This is a genomic window from Lachnoclostridium sp. An196, from assembly GCF_002160135.1.
In the GTDB taxonomy this organism is placed as follows: domain Bacteria; phylum Bacillota; class Clostridia; order Lachnospirales; family Lachnospiraceae; genus Hominiventricola; species Hominiventricola avistercoris.
In genome coordinates this window covers 249,156-269,390 of sequence record NZ_NFJZ01000002.1, presented here as the reverse complement: position 1 = coordinate 269,390, position 20,235 = coordinate 249,156, and the positions used below count along the sequence as shown (strand labels likewise).

Sequence of the window (20,235 nt, the reverse complement as noted above, 5' to 3'; positions counted from 1 at the left end):
TAGCTTGTAATTTTCAATTTTATTCCGTATAATAAAAAACCGGAGGTATTGCACATGGAATATAAAAGATTTGAAAATACAATTATCGCAAGGATCGACAGGGGTGAAGAAATCCTGGAGCAGGTCAAGGAAATCGCCCTGAAAGAAAAAATCCGGCTGGCGTCCGTTCAGGCACTGGGCGCTATTAACAGATTCACTGTAGGTGTATTTAAGACAAATGAGAAAACATATCTGGCTAATGAATTTGAAGGCAGTTATGAGATCGTCTCCCTTTCCGGGACTATTAACACCATGAACGGAGAATTCTACTGCCATCTGCATATGAGTGCAGGGAACGAAAAAGGAGAAGTTTTCGGAGGGCATCTGAATCAGGCGTTTGTCAGCGCCACCTGCGAGATGGTAATCACAGTCATTGACGGCACTGTGGACAGATATTACGACGAAGAGATCGGATTGAATCTGTTCCGGTTCTGAGAAGGAGGGCTGCCGGATCCCGGCAAGCCCTCCTTTTATTCCAATGAGCACTGAGCCAAGCGGACATGCTTGCATCGGAGTTTTTGACTCATCTCACTGCGGACCCTAGAAGGCCGCCTCGTCTGTAACGACTCTGTGAGCTCTTGCTTTGTCTACGCTTCCCTTTACCGTCAAAGCCGCCAGAAGCATCACCGGGAAAATGATCGCCGCCAGGATACCTGCCCGCAGATCGTCGCCCAGCCATCCGGACACCTGGCCTGCCACTGTAGGCCCAAGGGAACATCCCACATCTCCTCCCAGCGCCAGCAGGGCAAACAGGGCTGTGCCGCCGCGTTTCATAGCGGCGGATGCGATACTGAATGTCCCGGGCCACATGATGCCTACCGACAGGCCGCAGAGCGCGCATCCCGCCAGTCCCAGAGACGCTATCGGGCTGAAAGCAATCAATAAATATGAGATAATGCAAAGCATCCCGCTCCATTTCATGAAATGTTCCAGGTTGATCTGATCGCCTTTCTTTCCGTAAAATGCCCTTCCGAGTCCCATCATAACCGCGAACATCATCGGCCCCGCCAGATCACCGGCAGTTTTACTGAGTCCGAGGCTGCTCTCTGCCAGAGAAGATGCCCACTGGCTGACTGCCTGTTCACTGGCACCTGCGCAGACCATCATGATCAGCAGGCCCCAGAACATTTTCATGGAAACCAGCTGTCTTAAGGGAATGCCTTTTTCTCCCTCCTCCATCAGAGGCGCGATCGGCACTTTTGTAAAGACTGCCGCATTTATCAGCGGAATCAGCGCCCATATGCCGGCCAGAACCGGCCAGTATCCGATCCCCACAGCGCGGAAAAATACGGTGGAAATCAGTACGACGCCCACGTGCCCCCAACAGTAAAACGAATGAAGAAGACTCATCGCTTTCTCTTTATTGTCCGACGGACAGGATTCCATCACGGGGCTTACCAGAACTTCCAGAAGTCCTCCTCCCACGGCATAGATGATCACAGATACCAGAAGTCCCGTGAAAGGATCCCCGAATATGCCGGGAAGAACCGTCATCGACAGCAGTCCCGCCGCAGCCAGCACATGTGCCAGCACCATGGACGCCCGATATCCGATCCGGTCCACAAATCCCACCGACAACAGATCCACCAGGAGCTGAAGTCCAAAATTAAATGTGATCAGCAGCGTAATCTTCTCCATCGGGATTCCATAGTTCTCATGAAACATGACAAACAGCAGCGGAGCGAAATTATTGACAATCGCCTGTACGATATAGCCTGTAAAACAGGCATAAATTGTTTTCTGATATGGATTCTTCATCTTTCTCCTCCTTACATGACTTTTGCATTTTATCACGTTTTATCGGAGAAATCGCTGTATTTTATCACAGATTTATTATATAATATCACAAAATCGGCAGTCGAACGAAAGGGAATACAATCATGGAGCTTAAAAGACTTGAAACGGACGAAACACTCAGAGAATTAAAGACACATGGAGACAGCCGGTTCCCCTTTCAGTATTATCTGGACGATTTCAGCCTCTATGAAAATCACTGGGAAGACTGGCACTGGCACAACGAGGTGGAATTCGCGTCCGTATCTTCCGGCTGCGCCGACTGTCTGATCGGCCAGCAGCGGATCACCCTCCGGCCCGGGGAAGGGATTTTCATCAACAGCGGAGTCATACACCGTTTTGAATCCAACGAAAACGGGAAAATGCCGAACATTTTATTCGCGCCGGATTTCCTCGCCCCCAGAGGCAGTCTCATCTATGAAAAATATGTGGAACCCGTAACTGCATCCTCCTGCGAATATCTGGTCCTCCGCCAGGCCGAGCCCTGGCACCGGGAACTATTGAGCATGCTCTATCAGACTTACGCGGCCCTGGAGCAGACGGAGATGCAGGAATATACAATTTTTCAGCATGTTCTTCAGCTATGGCGCATCCTTTTTCAGAATGCGGGCATAAATCCGACACCGAAAGAACCGCGCGGAAACACTCTGCAGCAGGCACGTCTGCAGCTCATGATGCAGTTTATTCATGATCACTTTGCCGCAAAGATCACCCTGGAAGAGATCGCGAACGCGGCATCTGTCAGCAAAAGCGAAGCGCTGCACTGTTTCCATGCGGGAATCGGGACGACGCCTGTGGCCTATCTGATTCAGTACCGGCTGAACCGCGCCGCCGGACAGCTGCTCTCCACTACCGCATCGGTTTCCTCGATCGCAATGGAATCCGGCATGGATAACGTGGGATATTTCTGCCGGAAATTCCGGCAGGAATACGGAATGACTCCATCCGAATACAGAAAAAACGGAGCTCTCCGGCAAAACCGGAAAGCTCCGTCCGAAGGCTCTCCGCCTATCGGATAAAATTCATTCTCTCGCCCCGCTCAGTCTCGGGAAGCGGGATGCCGGCTGCTTTTCCGGCCTCGAAACATTTCAGCATCCAGGCCATGTTGTGGGCCAGATTGCGCATGGTCTGAAGACCTTCCGTGTCAAGTGAAGCCTCCCCCGGCACGCACCCATGCACCTGGTTCCAGTAAGTGGAGCCCACTACAGGCATTCGGCTGATGCCAAAATATTTATTCAGCACATCAAAGGATGCGCTCGTTCCTCCTCTCCGGGCCACCGCCACCGCGGCTCCGGGTTTAAATGCAAATGCCTGCCCGCTGCTGTAAAATGCACGGTCCAGGAAGGAAAGGATTCTTCCGCTGGGATGCGCATAGTACACCGGTGTACCGAATACGAAACCATCCGCTTCTTTCGCTTTCGCTACAAATTCATTGACCTTGTCATCATCAAAAACGCATCCTTTTTCCGAACATTTCCCGCAGCCGATGCAGTCGCGGACGGGCGCTCCTCCGATCTGGAAGATCTCGTACTCAATCCCTTCCTTCTCCAGTGTCTTTCCCACTTCCAAAAGAGAAAGATATGTATTGCCCTTCTGATGGGCGCTTCCATTCAGCATCAATACCTTCATTTTCATTCTCCTTTCGTCTGACATATTCTTATCATATTCCTATCCTGCACAGAAATCAAGCGTCACCCAAACGGCAGGAACGCAGACGCCACCGCCAGTATCAGCGCCAGCCCAGTCTCCCGTCCCAATGCAAAGAAAAAGCGGTCCCGGGGTACATGCTTCTGTATCCCCGGGACCTTCCGTTCTTTCCTGCGCTCTGGTCTTTCAGTTTTCAAACAATACGACTTTTGTCACGCTTCCCTGATCATCCTGCCAGATCAGGCAGCCTCTGCCTTCCGTAATGTCTCCCACCGTCACAATATTTTTTGTACGGAAAGGCTGGATATCCACATCCTCCGGGATCTCCCAGGTACTCCCATCCGTTCCTTCCAGAGTATATACGCCATCTTCCAGCATTGCATCCGCTGCCGCTACCACATACAATGGAGCCCCACTGTCCTCCGGGACATTGGCAATCACCACATACGGCACGGTCTGCGGCGGAATCGACATGGTCATTATCGAACCCAGATATGCTTCAAAACTGCCGCCTTCAATATCTGCAAGCGTGAGGGGCAGGCCGGTCTGTCCGTCAACAATCAGTGTACTCTCCGGATCAATCGTCAGAATTATCTCTCCTTCATAAGAATTTCCCGACTGGTTGTCCACCGTGATGGTGTCCTCTCCTACTTCCTGGATCGTACCGTAGATCCGGACCGGAGCCTCGCTCACCGTCCCTTCCTGACCGGCGCTTTCATCCGGGGACGTGTCTGCCCCCGCTTCCGGCTCTGCCTCTGCTCCTTCATCCGGAACCGTGTCCGTCACTTCCTGTCCTTCTTCCGATTCCTGTGTCTGCTGATCCCCTTCGGCCGTATTTCCCGAACATCCCCCAACAAATGTCAGTGCAGCGGTCAACCCCAGAATCCACATGATCTTCTTCAATCTCATGATATTTTCTCCTTTCCCCGCGGATATTTCCGTCAGGTTCCCCATATTCTATCAAAAGATATCTGCCTTGTCCAGTGAACAATTTCTGAAGTTCGAAGCCGTCTGTACCGAAGCTCTGACAATCTCTTCCAGGTTCACCGGCATATCCATATAAGAAGGATTCCACTGTTTCAGAGTTTCTATTATGTATTGTTCTGGGAAATTCTAAGAATATTTTCTTACCAGTTCTCTGAAATCGTCTCTGTCCCGCAGAAATGCGAATTCTTCTTCTCTTTCCATAGACATAAGAAGGTTTTTCCCCATTTGTTTCCATGCAGACGTATCTCCGTCTTTCATCTCAGCGTGGACAAATAAAATGGATTTTCGGATATCTTCCGCGTCCTCCAGCGATTCCAGCATTTTCTTCAGGAGCTCTATACTGCGGTCCGCATCTTTTTCTCCCGCAGCGACTGTAAAGGCGGTCATATGCGTAAAATACTCCCATCCATAGATTTCCATAACCTTACCGCTGTACTCAGCCAGCTTCCAGGCACGGTCCGTATCTCCCTCTTTTACTGCCGCATCGGCAAGCAGATTCAGCTGAAGATTTGCCTTCTGAAGGGAAGCGCTTATGCTCTGTTCCAGGAGCCTTGCCGCTTCTTTGTATTCCTTCTGTTTCATCAATATGGAAATCTGCAGCTGACGCTTGTCCATGGCATTCTCTTCCGGCAGGCAGTCGATCAGGTTCTGCGCCTTCTCATATTCCCCCTCCTGAATATACATGGAGGCAAGTGCATATCTGGCATAATCGGCAGCCCTCACATCGTCACACTCCGCAGCCTGCCTGTACAGCTCCGCCGCATATGCGGAGTTCTCCCGGATCTCCTCCGCCGTATTCGCTGTTATGATGGAGATTCCTCTCAGCATAGTGCCCATCTGATACAGCAGTTCTCCGTTGGAAGGATATTCTTTCACGATTTCTCTGATCCTCTCCCCGGCCGATCCCGCTCCTTCCGTCCAGGCAAGCTTCGTCACCTCATATATATACCCGGCGACATCCTCTTTTGTAAGCTCTTCCCGGAAACACAGAAGTGTATTCAGATCCGTTCTCAAAAGCCGTGCCAGCGGCGCCAGCAGAGACACATCCGGATAAGTCGCTCCGCTCTCCCATTTATTCACCGCCGGCGCAGTCACGCCAAGCCGGTCCGCCACCTGTTCCTGGGTAAGTCCATACTCCCGCCTCTTCTGACGGATTACATCTTTCATCTGCATCTTCCGCACCCCCTTCGTTTTTTATTATTGTAACAGATGTATGTGGGGCCGGGTACTGAACGGATGTTAAATTACGGGACATTTTTTTAACTAATAGGAATTTTCTATGGGAAATGTCACGCTCCAGCTGCCCTCACAGCGTTCGTCACATGTCACGAAATATCCCTCCGCAGAATATCCGGACAGGTCATCCGCTTCTCCCGCATCAAAAATAAATTCGTCATAACTTCCCGTACCTTCCTCATCCCAAAACGAGACTTTAACCGCGCATAAAATACGCTCTCCGTCCGGGTTCACCAGATAAATTTCTCCGTGATTGTCATAGTCCCGTATATTCTCATAGTGTGTCTGTATATGCAGTTTCCCATCGACAAAACCATATGCCGTCACTTCCACTCCATCCACCGGAGAAAACTTTACTCCTGCGTCAGGAGCCAGATACCCCGTAATATCCTCCTCATCCACGTCTCCGGAAGCCGCAAAGGAACATCCTCTGATACGCGCGTCTATGTCTTCCGGCAGCAATATTTCCGCCGCCTTCTGAGCATGCTCCAATTCAATCATGGGCAGTTCCATGGTCACTTCCTGTTTTCCGCTCAGGAATTCAGAAACGCGAAAGGTCAGTTTTTTTCCTGCAATACGGTTTCCTGGCTGCCGTACGGAAATGAGGAATGTCGTCTCCTTATTTCCTGCGTCATATCCCACACGCTGGCATCCTCCGATCTGATCATAAGAGGGGCGGATCTCATAGCTGTCGAAGAGATCTGTCGTCTCATCGATCCGGTCTCCGGTCAGGTCTTTCATGGAAATATAGATATCGGCAGAATCATCATGCACATAGATCGCTTTTACGCACATCTCAATGCCATTGTCCACGCAGGACTCATTGACCGGCGAAAAAAACTCCGCCGCACCGGGAAAAAGTGTATACAATGCCTCATAAGCAGAGGAAGAACCCGCCGCTGTAGCGATGGACAGCGAAGAGATCAGCAGTATAAACGCCGCGCACAGACAGGCGGCAGCTGTCCCCAGCCGTTTCCAGATTTTCCGATAACACTTTCCATCGCTCACGTATTTCACGCTTTCCGCTATATACCTGTCGTCGATACCGGAAAGCACAAGTTCCACATACTCCTGTGTTTTCAAAGCAATCCCTCCTCCTTCAGATATTTTTTCAGCCTGTCTCTGACCCGGAACAAACGGACATTCACATAATTGCGGGTTACTCCCAGACTCTCTGCAATCTCCGGAATTTCCCGGCAGAACCAATAACGCTGTATAAAAATCACCCGGTCTTTCCGTTTGAGTTTGTCCAGGAACACATTGACATAGGCAGAGATCTCCCCCGCCATCACCTCGTCCTCCACCGTATGTTCCGAGACCAGACATTCGCTTATTTCTTCCAGCACCATATCATACCGGGAGTTCCGTTTCTGCGCGGCAAGCGTATGATATTTTTTCAGCGCCAGATTCTTTGTGATCCCGCATATGTAAGCCGATAACGGAGAAGGCCTCTCCGGCGGGATACGCTGCCAGACCGCCAGATACGCGTCATTTACACATTCCTCCACATCCCGGCTGTCCCGGAGGATTCTATTCGCCAACGACCGGCATAAACCCCCGTATTTTCCAGCCAGCTCTGCAATCGCGTATTCTGACCGATTCCAAAATAATTCCACGATCTTCCGGTCTTCCATTCATTCCGCCCCCTCTCTAACTATATACTACGAATTTTGACAGCAAAATTACAGATGATTTCTTTCCTGTCTCTGGCAGATATGTTAATATAGGAAGACAGAGAAAAACCCTCCGTTATCGGGAGGGCGTATCTTTTTTCGGCTGCCATTGTACACAGGCCGAAACATTCTTATGTTTCCATATTTAGGAGAATTTCAAAATGAAAAAACAGTATCCGATCCTTTTGGCTGTATGGCCGTATCTGTCTTTCCTTACCGTCCTGATCCCCACCGGGCAGCACACACCTTTTCTCTGGATTGCCTGCATTCTGGCCACACCTGTCATATATATTATGAACATCATCTATGTCTGCCGTTTTCACGAAGAAGGAGCCTTCTATCAGTTGGCATTCTGGAATATGGTCGTTAAGCTGTGCCATATCCCATTTTACCTGATTACCGCCCTGATCGGTGTGCTCCTTCTGCTTGTCATGGTCGTACCCGCTTTTATCTTTGCATCTCCAATACTGGTTCTGATATTGGCGGCTTCCAATTATCTCCTGATGGCAGTCACCTCCGCCTATGGAGTGAGCGCTCTGGTCCGCGCGGGAGCCTCCGGAGTCGTCTCCAGAAAATGTATGATCGCAAATATCATCCTGCACTTCTTCTTTGTGCTGGATGTGGTAAGTTCCGTTTACGTTTTCTGCAGGATGAAAAAATGTCGAAAATCCGGGCAGGATGCCTAATGCATGATTTTAACCGATAGCTATTTTCTGTTTTATGACAAATTACAGGGATTTAAGCTAATGATTTAAATTCCTTGCGGATATCGGCAAACACTTCTGAAGCCGGACGGGTACGCTCCGCCTGGATATCCGCATATCCTTTCTCCAGCTCTGCATTTAGCTGCTCCGGCGCCATACGGCTGACATCCAATGAGTGGCCTGCCAGTTTTTTTGCGCATACATCCCTTCACAAATTTCAATGGCACCCCCATGCGTTCTGCCGCCTGCTCAGGGGTCATGCCGCCATCCAGAAATTTCCTGCAGACGGATTTCATGTTCTCGCCTACTTCAATCACATGCCGGTCCGGATCATAAAAGCGCAGGACCCGCTGTCCCCAGCTGTGTTCGCGGACAGAATGGACATAATCCAGGTCCAATGACTCCAGTTTTTCTAAAAATTTATCGAAATCATCTTCTTCAAAATAGAGTTCTGTATCTCTGGCGCCGAAAATAATTTCTTCTGTTCCGATAAATTCTTTCCAGGTATCCAATGTCTGCAGACAGACTCCCCCTGTGAGCGTAACATTTGCTCCAAGATCCATGATCTTATGAAGTCCGAGCACGTTCTTATAGAACTCCACGCTTGCGTCCATGTCTTTGACAACCAGTAGAGGATTTTTAAATTTCATATATCTCTTCCTTTTCAGATCTATTTTTTTAATATTCTCTTCAATGCGGCTGCATCCAGAAGATTGACCGTCTCGAATCTACCCTTATAAAACACCGCCCAGTTGTTGAATACACAAGGCAGTTCTTTTGCCTTTTGAAGTGTATCCACCAGGAAAAACGACACCGGAACATGGTTTGATGCACAATACTGTTTCACAGACTCGATGCTTTGATAAGTATACGGACATTGCTGATCATAGTAGATGGTCAGTTCCTCCTGTTCTATTTTCATCTTTTTGGCGTTCGGAGAAAAAGCAGGAACGGTCCCGTCAAAGGAACGCGCCAGCAGTTCATAACCATTTTCCGTCCGGTCAACAGTCTCAAAACCGAATTTTTTCGCAAACGACTGATCCGACAGCCAGGCTTTCTGTTTTGTTGCTCCCAGCATACACACTCCGGATCTGCCCATCTTTTCGGCATCATTCAGGCAGTATTCCATTAATGCCTTTCCATAGCCTTTTCCTTTATAATCTCCCAGCACCCACCGGCAGTCAAAAACCCCGATGCAAGCATCAGGGTATTTGACCCTCGCGGCAGTCGCCAAATGGACATGCGAGCATGTCCGCTTGGCTCGTTGCCCGCGGGAATAAATATAGATATAATTATCACCCACGATGGGAACCCAGGCCGCTTCCAGCGGCGCATGCTCCACAAAAACAGTGGCTTTTGCGTCCAGCTTCCGGAAGACGTGTCCTTCTTTCAAACGCTCCGCAAGCCATCTGCGTTTTGTCTCCACTCCCGGATGCGCCTTCCTGCTGCGGATAATGCAGCATAGATGTTCTTCCGCCAGATTTCCCGCCGTCAAATTTATAAAGTCCGCACACATAGTTCAGCCTCTCCCCTCTGCCGGTTTCACCGGATGCCGGATCACCGTCTTCCATTTCTCCGGAGCCACTCTTCTTACATCGCTTAAATAAATCTCATGATGGAGCCGTTCCTCTGTGATATCCAGTTCATATCCCTGCTCTTTCAGAAAGTCATGCATCCTGCCGATCGTCTCCGGCTCCTGGTCGTAGGGGCCGATATGCATACACTGGACGCACAGACCCTCGTTATAGGTCAGAAACTCCACTTTTGAAAAGTCCTCTCCCTTTTTCCGGGCTGCCTCTTCCAGCGCCCATGCAAAATCCTTCTCCGTCACAAAATCCGGCAGCCGGATCACAGAGATAAAACGAAATCCTTCTTTCTGAGAGTAATCGATCTCTGCTCCATGCTCCTGCCACCAGAAACCTTCCAGGGGAGGAACCACATAGTCAAAGTATCCTTCGATCGGATGACTTCCCTTTTTACTCATCTTGATCGTAAATGCGATGGCATACAGCAGTCCTATGGATGCTTTATACTCGCTGCCCTCTTCGTTCGGGTCGCCCTTCCCCCGCACTGCGATGTAATTCACAGGCGGTACTTCCACGATTTCCGGCTTGTTTTTCGGCATATAAAATTCTTTATATTCCTTCTTATAATCAAACGCCATCTACTGTTCTCCCCCTTCCCTTCTGACGGTATCTGCTTTCTATCCTTCTCAAAATTTCGCCAAATTCTTTCCGGATCTCCTTTGGCTCCAGCAGTTCTGCCCGGTCGCCGAACGTCAGCAGCCATGCGGTCAAGTTTTCTTTATTTGTATAATCTGCCTGGAACAGAAGCCTGCCGTCATCCAGTTCCCGAAAACTCCCGGCTCCAAATTCCTCGATCAGTTTCCATTTGCATTCCGGCTCAAACAGGATTTTCACCATAATGCCGCCCGGAAAAATGGTCTCATTTCTCAGATCCGGAAGCGGCACCTGTCTTCTCGTAAATTCCCGGTCCGTCACCTTTATCTCTTCCATGCGGTTCAGCTTAAACAGCCGGAAATCTTCCCGTACTCTGCACCATCCCCACACATACCAGCTGGACCATCGGAAGATCAGGTAATACGGTTCTATGAGACGCTTCGTCTCCCCTCTCGGCGAATAATACGCAAATTCCAGTTCTCTTGTTCGCTCTATCGCCGTCCGGATCTGTTCAATCTTCGGCGCTAAAGATTCCTTGTACCAGGAGGACAGATCTATCAGCACAGACGGATCACCCGCTATGAAATCCGAAGATCCTGCCGACAGTTTTTCCATCAGTTTTCCGTACCGGTTTGTCCCGCTGACACTGTCCAGACTCCGGAGCCCCGCCAGAATATCCTGCATCTCAGAGCTGTTCAGTAAGGTCCGGTCAAACTTGTAGTTTTCCATAATCGAGATTCCGCCGTTTATACCCTGTTTTGTAACAATGGGAATCCCTGCTCTGCACAAATCTTCTATATCCCTGTTAATCGTCCGTCGGGATACCTCAAACTGCCTCGCCAGATAAGGCGCGGTGACGATATCTTTTTGCAGCAAAACCGCCAGGATACCGATCTGTCTGTCTATCTTCATGCCTGCTCCTTCTACCTCTCCATTATACATGCTTAAACACGACAACTGTATGTCATGTTTTATCATATCAAATGAAAAGAATATGATCAATTATCCGCAATACTTTCTTTCGCTTTCTGTCAAAAAATGGGAAAGCATGTTATAATGTTCGCACAGGCACTAAGCAGTGCGGAATCAGCCATAGGGCCGGAAAACGGAATCAAAAAAGGATGCCTCTCGGCATCGTTGTGGGGAGAAAATTTATGAGAGATCAGATCTTTATCAGTTACAGCCATGCAGACAGCGATTATCAGCTTCGTCTCAGGACGCATCTGTCTATTTTTGAACGTTCCGGAAGTGTAAAATACTGGTCGGATACGCAGCTTCGTACCGGAGACCAGTGGAGAAATGAGATTGAAAACAATCTGGAAAAAACCGCTGTGGCCATCCTTCTGGTATCCGCAGATTTTCTGGACTCTGATTTCATCCGCTCCAACGAGCTTCCTCCTCTGCTGGATGCATGGGAGAAAGAAGGCGTATATATTCTGCCGGTCATCGTAAAACCCTGCAGTTTTTCTCATGTAACGGAACTGTCACGTTTTCAGGCAGTCAACGATCCGGAGTATACCGTTGCGGAGATGAACGATGCAGAACGGGAACGGACCTGGAAAAATCTTGCCGAAATCGCATACAGAAGGCTTCTGGAATATCAGGAAAAGCATCCGGAACCTCCCGTTTCAGATTTTGAGCAGGGACGTCCCTCTTCTTCCTCTTTCATAGATCTTTCCGACCTGATTGATATTCATATTGAAGTTGAAGAAGAACCTCAGAAACCTGAGAAAAAGCATGAACCTGATGTTACATCTCATGAGCAGGAAGATGACCTTCTTTTTTACTATGTTCATGATCTTCTTGAAGATCCTTCCCGTCTCCAGTCCTATTATGTGTATACTTATGAACATATCGATATTTTAAGTTTTCTTCCTTCTGCCATAGATTTTCTGAGCGCATATGGCGGGTGCCCCGCATTGATCCATCAGGTTGAAGAGCTGTTCCGTCAGAATGGCTGGGAAGGCGACGGCGAGATCCGCCTCATGTGGTTTCCGCCTTTTCTCAGAATCGGCGTAGAAGATACCTGGGGTACGCTTGCCTGGTTTGTAAAGCAGAACAATAACGGGACATCCTTCATCGCTTCGCCGGCGGCGATCCCTTATCTGACGCTTCCCAATCCGCAGATCCTGACGCCGGACGCGGACGGTTACTATACCGCGCAGATTGCGGAAGTACGAAGAAAAATCAATCCCCAATACCGCTGTTTCAAACTGCGGGGACTGCTGGATCAAGTTTCCAAATACAAAGAAGATGAAACGCACTGGCTTCTCTATCATACGGGAGATTTCCAGGATCCATCTGTCAACGACTGGGTACGTTTCAAAGTAAAAACGGTCTGCGGACTTCGGGATTTTCCTGACATACAAAATACCAGAAATATTTATCTGTATTCCCTGGAGATTCTTCCCTGATAAAAGATCAGGGCAGAAAATTATTCCTCCCTGATCTCCTCCAAAAACCGCTCCCCATACCGTTTGTACTTTGCCTCTCCCACGCCGGAGACATCCAGCATCTCACTTTTATTCTTTGGACGCTTTACACACATATCGATCAGCGTTTTATCCGTAAATACAATATAGGGCGGTACCCCGGTCTCCCTGGCGATCGCCAGGCGCAGCGTCCGCAGCCGCTCGAAAAGCTGCCAGCTGGCGGAATCCAGATCCCCCGCGACGCCCGCCCTCTTTTTCGGCAGGGGCATCTTCTTATCTTTTGGCCTGGAAAATTTCATGATGATCTGCCGGTTTCCATCCAGGACTTCTTCTGCGCCCTCTCCCAGACGCAGCACCGTATATTGGTCATCGCTCTCTTCCAGAAGGCCCATTCCTGCCAATTCGCGGATGATCTCTTTCAGCCGGAATTCTGTAACACTGCTCTGTCTGCCATAGACACTGATCTGATCCAGCCCCCCGGATTTTATCCTGGCCGCTTTGCTGCCGTGAAGCACTCCCGCCACAGTTCCGGCGCCGTAACTCCACTTCATTTCCCGGATGCACTGAAAGATATCCCGGCATATATCCGTTACATCCTCTTCCACAAATTCATGCAGGCAGTTGGAACAGTTTTCACACCTCCGGGGCGCCTTCTCCCCAAAATAATTCAGGATATAACCGCGCAGACAGTCTTTGGTTGTCCCATAATAGGTCATACGCTTCAGTCTCTCCGCGTCTCTTTCACGGACTGCGCCGGTCTCTTCTTCCGTCATCTCTTCCCGGAATTCTTTATTTGCCAAAAGCATCTGATTGATCCGCACGTCCTGAGGGGAATACAGGAGCACGCACTCCGCCCGTTCGCCATCCCTTCCCGCACGGCCTGCTTCCTGATAATAATTCTCCATGCTCTGAGGCATATTGTAATGCACCACATAGCGCACATTGGACTTATCGATCCCCATACCGAACGCATTGGTAGCCACCATGACCGGCCGCTCGTCGAAGATAAACTGGTCCTGGTTCTGTTTCCTTTCCTCTGCGGACAGGCCCGCATGATATCTGGTCACCGGAATATCCGCCATCCGCAGCGCGGTATACACAGCCTCCACATTCTTTCTGGTCGCGCAGTAGATGATCCCGCTTTCACCCTGATGCTCTTTTATGTATTCCAGAATCTGGGCATCCTTGCTGCCGCCGTTTCTTACCTCAAAATACAGGTTTGCCCGGTCAAATCCTGTCACCAGTACTTTCGGCTCCCGAAGCCGCAGCACACACTGTATATCTTCCCGAACTTCCTTCGTCGCCGTGGCCGTGAAGGCGCTGACCACCGGACGCACCGAAAGTCCTGCCACCATATCCACGATGTTCAGATAGCTGGGCCGAAAGTCCTGTCCCCACTGGGATATGCAGTGCGCCTCATCTACCGTCACCATGCTGATCTGAACCTGCCTCGCGAAATCCTGGAACAGATAAGTAAGCAGCCGTTCCGGAGCCACATAGATGATCTTATACTGTCCCCGACACGCCAGAGAAAACGCCTTCTCGATCTGTCCCTCCGTCAGAGAACTGTTGATATACGCTGCATGAACGCCCGCTTCATTCAAAGCGCGCACCTGGTCTTTCATAAGAGAAATCAAAGGAGAGACAACAATCGTAATTCCCGGCAGGAGAAGCGCCGGAACCTGATAGCAGACCGATTTGCCCGCGCCGGTAGGCATGATGCCCAGCACATCCCGGCCGGACAGGATTGCCTCTATCAACGATTCCTGCCCCGGCCGAAAACTGTCGTAACCAAAATATTTCTTCAGTATGTCATGCGGATTCATTCGTCTGTCTGATCCCTCCCTCTTAAATATACCGCCTTACTCGTCTCCTGTACTGCTCATAAGCGTCTCCGAATTTTTCCGCGCACCATCTCTCCTCTGAAAGAATGATCCAGTGTCCGGAGATCTGGAAAATCAGCGTCATCTCCAATAATAGCCAAGACCGAGTCATTCACGCCATTCCTGTAAAACACACAAAATAAGCCACATACATGGGATTACGGGAAAATCTGTAGATCCCATTTGTATTCAACCCGTTTTCATCCGGCATAGAAAAATTTATGACGGCTGCCGTACACAGGCACAGCCCGACAAGGTAACATCCAAGTCCCAGATAAAAGAACCATGTAAAATCAATTTTTACAGTCAGGAAAAACAAAGATAAAAAGACAGCAATATTAGATATCTGATAAATACAGTATGCAATCCTTTCACCGCCCTGCAGCGGCGCAAAATAGGCGGCGCGCCGGATTGCTTTTCCATTTAAAACAGATAATAGCACAAATCGAATTATTAAGAAAGGGCACAACAGGAAAGAAGCGTTCATTTTTCTGCCTCGTCATTTTCTGTAATCGTTCCAAAATAATAACCATCTGTAAGGATACGCAGGCAGCCCACCAACACCTGACCATCATATGCGGTTATATTTAGAGTTTTAGCCAATGCCGCGCGCGTCTTATCCACATCATAATTCCCCGGCCAGATTTTATTAACAAAGGAAAGGAAAACTGACGTCTCCAGTTCCTGATCATCCACTCGATACTCCATCCTTTTTCCCCCTTCTTTTCCTTTTTACACCTGCCTGAATAACTCTGGCAGCGACCACAAAAGCCAGCCCTGCCGCCGCAGTCATTCCGACCATCAATTTTTCTCCAGAGGCTGTGTTGCTTATCGTTTCCTGTCCTCCTGCAACACAAAAATTGAGGGCCAGAAACAATATAAAATAAACCGCCCCCACTGCACCTTCCAGAAATCTGTTCGTGGTTCGGAACGCCAGTCCGGGGATTCTCCTATCCAGATAAATCCCACAGCCCAATATAACTATAAGAGCCGTCCAGCATAAGAGATTCACCAGATCAGCACTCGGCAGGAAAGTGTCCCTTCTTAAAAACGGGATATAAAACAGAATAATCTCCACCGCTCCCATGGCATAAAGTACGGTCTGAAACTTATAAAGCTGTGCCTCACCGACAGAATCCACCAGCATCTTCTCGGCTTCCTTCTGGCAATACTCCGGCTCAATCCGCTTTCCTGCCAGAAGCTCGCTGATACTGATTTCCAATTCCCTGCACAAATCCTCCAGGATGTTTACATCTGGAAATGCTCTTCCGGTATCACATAGTTAAAGATATTGGTATCATTCAATCAATTTTGCCGATAAAGCGGTAGAAGATTTCTACCTCCTGTTCCCGGCTTCCGTCCTCACCTTTGACCGCTTCATGGACAACGATTTTTTCAATCAGCGTATTCAAAAGTTCGGCGGTCAGTTCCGTTGGATTGACGCACTCTTTCATCAAGGCAATCCATTTTTCTGCGTCTGCGGCGTTCTGGCTTTCAGTGGCGATAGCGGATTGAAGCTGTTCAATCTTTTCGTCCAGTTCAGCCTGTTCGCTTTGGTACTTCCCGGACAGCATAGAGAAGTTGTATTCCGTGATACGCCCCGCCGCCCAGTCCTCATACATCCGGGCAAACAGGGTATCGACTTCGGCTTTCCGCTTCTCTGCCTTTTTCAGTTCTGCGGTCTGCTTCTTTCTTGCGGCGGCCTGTCCCTTATCAGTGGCATTTAACAGCCGCTTCAAAAGCCGTTCTTCATCATGCTGTACCAGCCCCGACCAGTATTGCAGACGGGAGAGGACATAGGCGTAAAGCACATCATAGCGGATATAGTGCATGGAGCATTGGCGTGTGCCCTGTCCGTACTTGCTACAATGATAATGGCCGTAAGGCTTGCTGTTCTGCCTGTTTTCCCCATAGGACAACGACCACCCGCAATCCGCACATTTTACCAATCCGGAAAAAATCTGCGTTGTACCATCCTTGCACTTCCTACGGCGGTTTGCTATCTGCTCCTGTACCTGCCGGAAAACCTGTTCGCTGATAATCGGCTCCTGCGTGTTCTCCACCCGCACCCATTCACTTTGGGGCTTGCGTACCCTCCGTTTGTTCTTAAAGGAAATGTTCGTTTCCCGGTAGTGGATGGTATGGCCGATATAGGTTTCATCTTTCATAATGCTCTTGACCTGGGCTATCGTCCATGCGTAGCTTTTTTCCTCCGGCGCACCCGCATAGATGTTTGCGAAAGTCCCGTCACGCTGAAAGTTGATAAATCCCGGAGTGGGAACCTTTTCCGCAATCAGTATGCTTGTGATACTGGCCGCCCCTCTGCCATGAAAGGCAAGGTCAAAAATCTTCTCCACTATCCAGCGGGTTTCCTCGTCGATTATCAGCTTGTTTTTGATTTCCGGGTGTTTCCTGTACCCGATGGGAGCATAGGCGCCGATACGCTGTCCTGTGGCAAACTTTGCTTTGAAAGCGGCCTTTACCTTGCGGCTCGTATCTTTCGCAAACCATTCATTGAACAGGTTTTTGAACGGGACAAAATCGGAAAGCCCTTTTTCTGTGTCCTCATTCTCCGCAACGGCGATATAGCGCACCCGTTTTTCCGGGAACAGAAATTCCAGATAGTAGTCCATCATCACATGTTCCCGCCCGAAACGGGAAAGGTCTTTCGTGACAATGCAGTTTACTTTTCCGGCTTCCACATCGTCCATCATGCGCTGAAAATCCGGGCGTTCAAAGTTCGTCCCCGACCAGCCATCGTCCACATACTCACCGACTACATGAAGCCCCTGTTCCTTTGCGTACTGTTGCAGGATTGTCCGCTGTGTTTCAATGCTTACGCTGTCACCATAGTTTTCATCGTCCCGGCTCAATCTCATATAAAGCGCCGTGTTGTAAATCGTAGTATTGTAAGGTTGTTTCACCGTTAAAAATCCTCCTTCTAAAGAAACAACCCACGCTTACAATACTTTTGCTCTATGGCAATTATATCATAAGCGTGGGCGCGTTATCAATGATGGGCTATCAGGTTGAAGCGGCTTTTTCTGCGGTATGCCGCACCACATCTACAATCAGATCACCGAGGGGCTTCCCGCCTGCGGCGAAGTGTTCGGAGATTTTTATACGGTTGTTCCCACATACAAAATACTGCGTGCCGTTCTCTGCTTGTATGACCTGCCCTGTCCGGGGTGTAAAAATATCGCTTTCGCTTTTTGCCATCCAGTGTCCTCCATATTCAGTTTTCAAGGTACAATGCCGCACAGGGGCGGCGAAAATTTCTGCTTATATCTATCACCTTTCCTTTACCGTGTGCCGTTGCTGCCGTTTCAGTTCCGCCAGTATATCCGGCGGGATACGGTCAACCAGCCGCTGTAAATTGTCCAGTTCGCTTTTCAGCTTTGCCCGTTCCATCGTATCTTTCATCTTGCCTTTTTCGCTGGCCTTTGCCCTTGCTTCCAACTGCTCATTCTCCGCCAACAGGTCATTGATTGTGACCTTGTACTTTTTCAACTGCCCGGAGAAGTTCTCCATCTGCGGGAACCACTTTTTCAGCATGGAGAGGGCTTCCTCTTTTTTCTTTCCGGCGTTCAGTGGGTTAATGCCGTCAAGGGCGGCTTCAATGGCTCTGGCCTGTTTGGAGAGGGAAACCGCCTGTTTGAAAAGTCGGGTGGGAATATGCTTCCGGCCTGTCTTGCTGGCACTCTCCCCACGCTCCAAGTCCGGATATTTCTCCACCATATAGGCGTGAAAATCGTCCTGCCACTTCGTCAGGTTTGCCCGGTTGCCGATAATCTCCTTTGCACACAGGCGGTTGTCCTTTGTCAGCGGAACAAAGGTCAAATGCAGGTGGGGCGTTTTCTCGTCCATGTGTACCACCGCCGACACGATATTTTCCCGTCCTACCCGGTGGGTGAGGAACTCCGCCGCCCGCTGAAAGAACGCCTGTATCTCCTTTGGAGATTTCCCCTTGAAAAACTCCGGACTGGCGGTTATCAGCGTATCGACAAACCGTGTGCTGTCTTTCCTCGTCCGGCATCCTGCCTGCTCGATACGGCTCTGAATGAAGTGGTAATAGCGTCCCTCCGGCTTGACGATATGGAAATTGTATTTGCTCCGGCTTGTGTCAATGTCGGGGTTGCTGGCGTATTGTTCTTTCTGTCTTTCGTGATGGGCTTCCAGCGGCCTTGCCGGGTTGCCCTTGTGTTTCTCAAACCGTAAAATTGCGTGTTGTGCCATTCTGCTCCTTTCCCCATTCCTTTCCTATCCGGGGGTTTCCACAGGGAAAATCCCGCCAGAATTATCTCTGATACGATAGGAATGGAATGGATATAAATAAATCATTTTAATCTTTGTATTTCTATATACCGTCCGGTTTTCGTACTTCAAGGGGGCGGTTTCCGTACTTCATGGGTACGGTTTTCAGTCCTCCGGCGTACCAGAACGGGATTTCTTGAAGTCGGTGTTTGGAACCGCTTCATAGGATTTTGGAAAAATGCGGTTGGGTTTTCCACAGCCCTGCTTCTGGATTTCCACCAGTCCGGCGTATTGCAGTTCCCGCAGGGTGTTCACCGCTTTCTGCCGCCCACAGTGGAGCAGGTCAACCACCTCACAGATAGGGTAATACAGGAAAATCCGTCCGCAGTCATCCGCCCACCCATTCTTGCGGGATAACTCTGTCCGGCGCAGGATAAAGGCGTACAGAACCTTTGCCTCGTTAGACAGGGGCTTGAATGTGGGGGCTTCAAAGAGAAAATTCGGGAGCCGGGTGAAGCTGAACGCCTTTTCCAGCTGATGGATATAGATGGTATTTGTCATAGTGCGTTTTGTGGACGGTTAGAAGCCCGTTTTCCGGGGCGGGCGATACTTTATACCACCCGCCCCGGTTTGGGGCTTGTAAAGCCTGATAAATCAAGGCTTTTTTCGCTCCTAACTGTCCACAGCAGACCTCCTTTTCCGTTCACTTTCTGTTTTCTGCCGCCTGTGAACTCTGGCGGCACAGCCGGGGCAGTATTTTGCCCGGTTGGATTTGGGGACGAACACACCGCCGCAGACCTCGCAGCGTTTCAAGTCCTTATCCCGAAAAATCTCCGCTTCCAGCGTCCCGTCCAGCGGCAAGACCGCCCAGCGGAACCACTTACAGCAGACCGAGAAAGAAACCGTCTGCGGGCAGGTGCAGGTGTCCCCATCGTCAAGGACAATGCAGTTGCCGTCCTCACAGCAACAGCACTCCCGGCGTATCAGGCTGGCCGCCTGTTTCCTCTGCGCCGGTGTCATGCGGTAAAGGAAACCGTCCGGCCTGCGTTCCAGCGGCGGCAAGTCTTTATAGGGGTTATCTCTCATGCGTTCCCTCCATTTTGCTTTCCGTTGCCGTTCTCCCCGAAAAGGTTTCCTGCCCCATTCCTGCGGCGTGTTCCAGCGTTGGCACGCTCCCCGTAGCTTCGGGACATTTTGTCCCGAAGTCCGGCTCCTTGCGGTGCTTCCCCAGCCGGGGTATCCCTTTTCGGACGGTCATTCTGTTTTCAAGGTGCTGTCCATCGATGAACTACCCTAAGTCTACACGAAAAAAATGCAATCCCCGGAATTTTGCGAGAATTGCATTTTGATGAAGTTTACACTTTGGAAATTGCATTTTTGCAATCATTCTGTATAATGGAAGTATG

Annotated in this window: 23 protein-coding genes; 4 read left to right on the top strand and 19 right to left on the bottom strand. The window is 49.7% G+C overall.

Going from position 1 to position 20,235, the window contains the following annotated elements; genetic code table 11:
• Positions 1 to 54 precede the first annotated feature (54 nt).
• Complete coding sequence (locus B5F29_RS03725; RefSeq protein ID WP_087153324.1) at positions 55 to 474, top strand: PPC domain-containing DNA-binding protein; 420 nt, start codon at positions 55 to 57, stop codon at positions 472 to 474.
• A gap of 105 nt (positions 475 to 579) precedes the next feature.
• Here the strand turns inward: B5F29_RS03725 and B5F29_RS03720 are convergent, their stop codons facing one another.
• A complete protein-coding gene (locus B5F29_RS03720; RefSeq protein ID WP_087153323.1) occupies positions 580 to 1,797 on the bottom strand; it encodes an MFS transporter in 1,218 nt (405 codons plus the stop codon).
• A gap of 122 nt (positions 1,798 to 1,919) precedes the next feature.
• Here B5F29_RS03720 and B5F29_RS03715 point away from each other — a divergent pair, with 122 nt between their 5' ends.
• On the top strand, positions 1,920 to 2,852 hold the full coding sequence (locus B5F29_RS03715; RefSeq protein WP_087153322.1) for an AraC family transcriptional regulator: 933 nt from the start codon (positions 1,920 to 1,922) through the stop codon (positions 2,850 to 2,852).
• Here the strand turns inward: B5F29_RS03715 and B5F29_RS03710 are convergent.
• The 5 genes from B5F29_RS03710 to B5F29_RS03690 form a co-directional block, all read right to left on the bottom strand.
• Positions 2,842 to 3,462: a flavodoxin family protein gene (locus tag B5F29_RS03710; protein WP_087153321.1), complete on the bottom strand. Its 621-nt coding sequence runs from the start codon at positions 3,460 to 3,462 to the stop codon at positions 2,842 to 2,844. The two genes, B5F29_RS03715 and B5F29_RS03710, sit on opposite strands and share 11 nt — an antisense overlap.
• A gap of 204 nt (positions 3,463 to 3,666) precedes the next feature.
• Positions 3,667 to 4,389, bottom strand: coding sequence for a hypothetical protein (locus B5F29_RS03705; protein WP_143449116.1), 723 nt, complete (start codon positions 4,387 to 4,389; stop codon positions 3,667 to 3,669).
• Positions 4,390 to 4,593: 204 nt separating this feature from the next.
• Positions 4,594 to 5,640 (bottom strand): helix-turn-helix transcriptional regulator, encoded by a 1,047-nt coding sequence (locus B5F29_RS03700; RefSeq protein ID WP_087153319.1) that lies wholly within the window; start codon positions 5,638 to 5,640, stop codon positions 4,594 to 4,596.
• Between the two features lie 90 nt (positions 5,641 to 5,730).
• Positions 5,731 to 6,786 (bottom strand): DUF4179 domain-containing protein, encoded by a 1,056-nt coding sequence (locus B5F29_RS03695; RefSeq protein ID WP_087153318.1) that lies wholly within the window; start codon positions 6,784 to 6,786, stop codon positions 5,731 to 5,733.
• A complete protein-coding gene (locus tag B5F29_RS03690) occupies positions 6,783 to 7,337 on the bottom strand; it encodes an RNA polymerase sigma factor (protein ID WP_087153317.1) in 555 nt (184 codons plus the stop codon). The genes B5F29_RS03695 and B5F29_RS03690 overlap by 4 nt, the downstream gene beginning before the upstream one ends.
• A gap of 200 nt (positions 7,338 to 7,537) precedes the next feature.
• Between B5F29_RS03690 and B5F29_RS03685 the strand changes: the two genes are divergently transcribed.
• A complete protein-coding gene (locus B5F29_RS03685; RefSeq protein WP_087153316.1) occupies positions 7,538 to 8,062 on the top strand; it encodes a hypothetical protein in 525 nt (174 codons plus the stop codon).
• Positions 8,063 to 8,127: 65 nt separating this feature from the next.
• Here B5F29_RS03685 and B5F29_RS03680 read toward each other — a convergent pair whose 3' ends face one another.
• From B5F29_RS03680 to B5F29_RS03665, 4 genes are read right to left on the bottom strand one after another with little or no spacing between them, the layout of a single operon-like run.
• Positions 8,128 to 8,730, bottom strand: a complete 603-nt coding sequence (locus B5F29_RS03680) for a VOC family protein (protein WP_330397516.1) — start codon at positions 8,728 to 8,730, stop codon at positions 8,128 to 8,130.
• A gap of 20 nt (positions 8,731 to 8,750) precedes the next feature.
• On the bottom strand, positions 8,751 to 9,596 hold the full coding sequence (locus B5F29_RS03675) for an N-acetyltransferase (RefSeq protein ID WP_087153315.1): 846 nt from the start codon (positions 9,594 to 9,596) through the stop codon (positions 8,751 to 8,753).
• Between the two features lie 3 nt (positions 9,597 to 9,599).
• A complete protein-coding gene (locus B5F29_RS03670; protein ID WP_087153314.1) occupies positions 9,600 to 10,244 on the bottom strand; it encodes a GyrI-like domain-containing protein in 645 nt (214 codons plus the stop codon).
• Entirely contained in the window at positions 10,234 to 11,172 is a 939-nt protein-coding gene (locus B5F29_RS03665) for a helix-turn-helix transcriptional regulator (protein WP_087153313.1), read from the bottom strand. The genes B5F29_RS03670 and B5F29_RS03665 overlap by 11 nt, the downstream gene beginning before the upstream one ends.
• A gap of 242 nt (positions 11,173 to 11,414) precedes the next feature.
• On the opposite strand from B5F29_RS03665, the gene B5F29_RS03660 reads away from it, so the two are divergent.
• Positions 11,415 to 12,674 (top strand): toll/interleukin-1 receptor domain-containing protein, encoded by a 1,260-nt coding sequence (locus B5F29_RS03660; RefSeq protein WP_162608355.1) that lies wholly within the window; start codon positions 11,415 to 11,417, stop codon positions 12,672 to 12,674.
• A 20-nt stretch (positions 12,675 to 12,694) separates the two neighbouring features.
• Here the strand turns inward: B5F29_RS03660 and recQ are convergent, their stop codons facing one another.
• From recQ to B5F29_RS03610, 9 genes are all read right to left on the bottom strand, one after another.
• Positions 12,695 to 14,518 carry a DNA helicase RecQ gene (gene recQ, locus B5F29_RS03655; RefSeq protein WP_087153311.1) on the bottom strand — a complete coding sequence of 608 codons (1,824 nt, stop codon included), beginning with the start codon at positions 14,516 to 14,518 and terminating at the stop codon, positions 12,695 to 12,697.
• A gap of 169 nt (positions 14,519 to 14,687) precedes the next feature.
• On the bottom strand, positions 14,688 to 14,786 hold the full coding sequence (locus B5F29_RS17240) for a methyltransferase (protein WP_442911269.1): 99 nt from the start codon (positions 14,784 to 14,786) through the stop codon (positions 14,688 to 14,690).
• 272 nt (positions 14,787 to 15,058) lie between these two features.
• A complete protein-coding gene (locus B5F29_RS03645) occupies positions 15,059 to 15,283 on the bottom strand; it encodes a hypothetical protein (protein ID WP_330397515.1) in 225 nt (74 codons plus the stop codon).
• The gene (locus B5F29_RS03640) at positions 15,264 to 15,797 is read right to left on the bottom strand and encodes a hypothetical protein (RefSeq protein WP_087153310.1); all 534 of its coding nucleotides are present in this window, start codon (positions 15,795 to 15,797) and stop codon (positions 15,264 to 15,266) included. The genes B5F29_RS03645 and B5F29_RS03640 overlap by 20 nt, the downstream gene beginning before the upstream one ends.
• Positions 15,798 to 15,876: 79 nt before the next feature.
• The gene (locus B5F29_RS03635; RefSeq protein ID WP_087153478.1) at positions 15,877 to 17,454 is read right to left on the bottom strand and encodes a recombinase family protein; all 1,578 of its coding nucleotides are present in this window, start codon (positions 17,452 to 17,454) and stop codon (positions 15,877 to 15,879) included.
• A gap of 145 nt (positions 17,455 to 17,599) precedes the next feature.
• On the bottom strand, positions 17,600 to 17,794 hold the full coding sequence (locus B5F29_RS03630) for a hypothetical protein (RefSeq protein ID WP_002334813.1): 195 nt from the start codon (positions 17,792 to 17,794) through the stop codon (positions 17,600 to 17,602).
• Positions 17,795 to 17,866: 72 nt separating this feature from the next.
• On the bottom strand, positions 17,867 to 18,811 hold the full coding sequence (gene mobV / locus B5F29_RS03625) for a MobV family relaxase (protein WP_004613659.1): 945 nt from the start codon (positions 18,809 to 18,811) through the stop codon (positions 17,867 to 17,869).
• A 183-nt stretch (positions 18,812 to 18,994) separates the two neighbouring features.
• Positions 18,995 to 19,390, bottom strand: coding sequence for a replication initiator protein A (locus B5F29_RS03615; RefSeq protein ID WP_087153309.1), 396 nt, complete (start codon positions 19,388 to 19,390; stop codon positions 18,995 to 18,997).
• Positions 19,391 to 19,501: 111 nt separating this feature from the next.
• Entirely contained in the window at positions 19,502 to 19,915 is a 414-nt protein-coding gene (locus B5F29_RS03610; protein ID WP_087153308.1) for a cysteine-rich VLP domain-containing protein, read from the bottom strand.
• Positions 19,916 to 20,235: the final 320 nt, after the last annotated feature.

Coding starts and splice junctions, on each gene's coding strand:
- B5F29_RS03725 (WP_087153324.1), top strand. CDS start 55: ATGGAATATAAAAGATTTGAAAATACAATTATCGCAAGGATCGACAGG.
- B5F29_RS03720 (WP_087153323.1), bottom strand. CDS start 1,797: ATGAAGAATCCATATCAGAAAACAATTTATGCCTGTTTTACAGGCTAT.
- B5F29_RS03715 (WP_087153322.1), top strand. CDS start 1,920: ATGGAGCTTAAAAGACTTGAAACGGACGAAACACTCAGAGAATTAAAG.
- B5F29_RS03710 (WP_087153321.1), bottom strand. CDS start 3,462: ATGAAGGTATTGATGCTGAATGGAAGCGCCCATCAGAAGGGCAATACA.
- B5F29_RS03705 (WP_143449116.1), bottom strand. CDS start 4,389: ATGAGATTGAAGAAGATCATGTGGATTCTGGGGTTGACCGCTGCACTG.
- B5F29_RS03700 (WP_087153319.1), bottom strand. CDS start 5,640: ATGCAGATGAAAGATGTAATCCGTCAGAAGAGGCGGGAGTATGGACTT.
- B5F29_RS03690 (WP_087153317.1), bottom strand. CDS start 7,337: ATGGAAGACCGGAAGATCGTGGAATTATTTTGGAATCGGTCAGAATAC.
- B5F29_RS03685 (WP_087153316.1), top strand. CDS start 7,538: ATGAAAAAACAGTATCCGATCCTTTTGGCTGTATGGCCGTATCTGTCT.
- B5F29_RS03680 (WP_330397516.1), bottom strand. CDS start 8,730: ATGAAATTTAAAAATCCTCTACTGGTTGTCAAAGACATGGACGCAAGC.
- B5F29_RS03675 (WP_087153315.1), bottom strand. CDS start 9,596: ATGTGTGCGGACTTTATAAATTTGACGGCGGGAAATCTGGCGGAAGAA.
- B5F29_RS03670 (WP_087153314.1), bottom strand. CDS start 10,244: ATGGCGTTTGATTATAAGAAGGAATATAAAGAATTTTATATGCCGAAA.
- B5F29_RS03665 (WP_087153313.1), bottom strand. CDS start 11,172: ATGAAGATAGACAGACAGATCGGTATCCTGGCGGTTTTGCTGCAAAAA.
- B5F29_RS03660 (WP_162608355.1), top strand. CDS start 11,415: ATGAGAGATCAGATCTTTATCAGTTACAGCCATGCAGACAGCGATTAT.
- recQ (WP_087153311.1), bottom strand. CDS start 14,518: ATGAATCCGCATGACATACTGAAGAAATATTTTGGTTACGACAGTTTT.
- B5F29_RS17240 (WP_442911269.1), bottom strand. CDS start 14,786: ATGCCGGATGAAAACGGGTTGAATACAAATGGGATCTACAGATTTTCC.
- B5F29_RS03645 (WP_330397515.1), bottom strand. CDS start 15,283: ATGGAGTATCGAGTGGATGATCAGGAACTGGAGACGTCAGTTTTCCTT.
- B5F29_RS03635 (WP_087153478.1), bottom strand. CDS start 17,454: ATGAGATTGAGCCGGGACGATGAAAACTATGGTGACAGCGTAAGCATT.
- B5F29_RS03630 (WP_002334813.1), bottom strand. CDS start 17,794: ATGGCAAAAAGCGAAAGCGATATTTTTACACCCCGGACAGGGCAGGTC.
- mobV (WP_004613659.1), bottom strand. CDS start 18,811: ATGGCACAACACGCAATTTTACGGTTTGAGAAACACAAGGGCAACCCG.
- B5F29_RS03615 (WP_087153309.1), bottom strand. CDS start 19,390: ATGACAAATACCATCTATATCCATCAGCTGGAAAAGGCGTTCAGCTTC.
- B5F29_RS03610 (WP_087153308.1), bottom strand. CDS start 19,915: ATGAGAGATAACCCCTATAAAGACTTGCCGCCGCTGGAACGCAGGCCG.